We start from the raw sequence: 1936 nt of genomic DNA, 5'->3' as shown, positions 1-1936 counted from the left end.
CCCACGGCCCAAAGGGCCGTGGGGAGGGGGGATGAAGGGGGGTGGGGTCCTTCCGCCTCCTCACGAGCGCCCCGAACCGAATGGGTCCAGACTCAATCGTTGCAACCAAAGATCCGATGGGGAAGAAGCGCTAAGACGCCTCGGTTACCCCGGTGAACGTGAAAGCCTCCAGCAAAAGGGCGGGAACACAGGTAAATCCAAACCCTTCCGAGAGCACCCAACGTTCCTTTCCTACCGCCCGCACTTGGGCCAGGGCCGGCACATATCCCTGGGTGAACCGCAGGTTCTGGACCGGATAGGCGATCTCCCCCTTCTCGATCCAGAACACCCCATCCCGGGTCATCCCGGTCAGCACGCAGTCCCGTGGATGGACCAGACGGGTATACCAGAAGCGGGTGATGTAAAGGCCGCGATCCACCTGGCGGATCATTTCCTCCAGGGTCGCCTCCCCAGGGGCCATGAACAAATGGAGCGGGATGGGACCCAAGCTGGCCGTTTGAGGGCGGGACCGGGGAAGCGCGTGGCCTGTGGAGCGGCGGCCCTCCCGTGCGGCCGTGATCGTATCGTAAACGGGGCTCTGAGGGACCCCGCGCTCCACGATCACCACCCGCTGGCGGGGAACCCCCTCGAAATCGAACGGAAGGGGCAACCCCGCCGGATCCCGGCCATCGTCCCAGATGGTCACCTGGGGGGACATGATCGGGCGACCGATGCGATCGTTCATCCACGACCGGCCCTCCTGAACCGCCAGCGCACCCGCGCCCGCATAGCCCAGCCACGAGAGGATATCATCGACGGCGTAGGGCTCCAGGACCACCGGGTATACCCCGGGCTCGACGGGGCGCGGGTTCCGGCTTCGCAGCGCCTTATCGAGGGCGGAACGCCCTAGGGACTCCACATCCAGATCCGCCAGACGCCAGGCCGCCCGATGCGCGTAACCGGATCCTCCCTCGCTCATCACGACGGTGGTGAAATGAACCTCTGTGCCCACGTGATAGGCGAACACCCCACGGGAATTGGCGACGGCCAGCTCATAGATCCCGGTGGAGAGGGCGCCGGCCGCGTTGACGCCCATCGATTCCGCCAGCCGACAGACGGCTCCCACCGCGCGGGCCCGCCACTCCGGCGTGGCCCCCGCTGTGGCTTCATCGAACGCCATCACCGGTTCGATGGGTTGGGGCTCCGGAAGGCCCGGGAATTCCGGGTTCTCCGGCTGCAGCCGGGCAAGGGCCACGGCCTCTTCAATGGCTTTCCCTAGCGCTTCCTCGGCCAGACGATTCGTGATCGCAGAGCCTACCCGCTTCCCAACAACCACCCGGACGGCGATCTCGGTGTTCACCTCCGCCACATTTTGATGAATGGTGTTGTTCGCGAAACGGGTTAAGGCGCTGTCGTGGGCCTCCAAGACGATCTCGGTCTCATCCGCGGGGGAGCGCCCCAGGGCTTTCTCGAAGATCTCGCGGATCCGGGATTCGCCGAGCATAGCCATCTCCTCATCTGGGATGGATCTCTTTCAGTAACGATTCAGCCTGGCCACATTGGGTTCGGAGCTTCCGTGGAGAGGCGGAATGGCCCCATCCCCTTCATCCCCCTCCTCACGGCCGTGGAAACGGGCGTCAAAGCGCCCCACTCCAAACAGAGGGGATGCAAAATATTTTGGGGAGGGCCGAGCCGCTCTTCACGGCGAAGCAACTTCACTTCCGGCTAAACACCCGCACATTTCGAAAGCGGGCGGGGGCTGCCCCGTGGCCGGTGTGTGCCAACTGAGAGGGCTGCCCCTTGCCGCAGTTCGGCATCCCCCAGATCACCCAATGATCCGCGTTGCACACCGCGTCGCAGGAACGCCAGAACTCCGGTGTGATCCCGGTGTAAATCGGGTTCTTCAACATGCGGGTCAGCTTCCCGCCCCGGATCTCCCAGGCGATCTCGCAGCCGA

Annotated in this window: 1 protein-coding gene and 1 pseudogene; both read right to left on the bottom strand. The window is 64.6% G+C overall.

The genetic code is table 11. From position 1 onward, the window contains the following. Positions 1 to 130 precede the first annotated feature (130 nt). Positions 131 to 1483 (bottom strand): TldD/PmbA family protein, encoded by a 1353-nt coding sequence (locus ACFMO5_RS03890; RefSeq protein ID WP_376791449.1) that lies wholly within the window; start codon positions 1481 to 1483, stop codon positions 131 to 133. Positions 1484 to 1694: 211 nt separating this feature from the next. Further along, a pseudogene (locus ACFMO5_RS03885) lies at positions 1695 to 1936 on the bottom strand (TldD/PmbA family protein); the annotation flags it as partial.

It is taken from the genome of Thermoflexus sp. (genome assembly GCF_042408365.1).
In the GTDB taxonomy this organism is placed as follows: domain Bacteria; phylum Chloroflexota; class Anaerolineae; order Thermoflexales; family Thermoflexaceae; genus Thermoflexus.
This window is presented reverse-complemented; position numbering and strand designations above follow the sequence as displayed.

Coding starts and splice junctions, on each gene's coding strand:
- ACFMO5_RS03890 (WP_376791449.1), bottom strand. CDS start 1,483: ATGCTCGGCGAATCCCGGATCCGCGAGATCTTCGAGAAAGCCCTGGGG.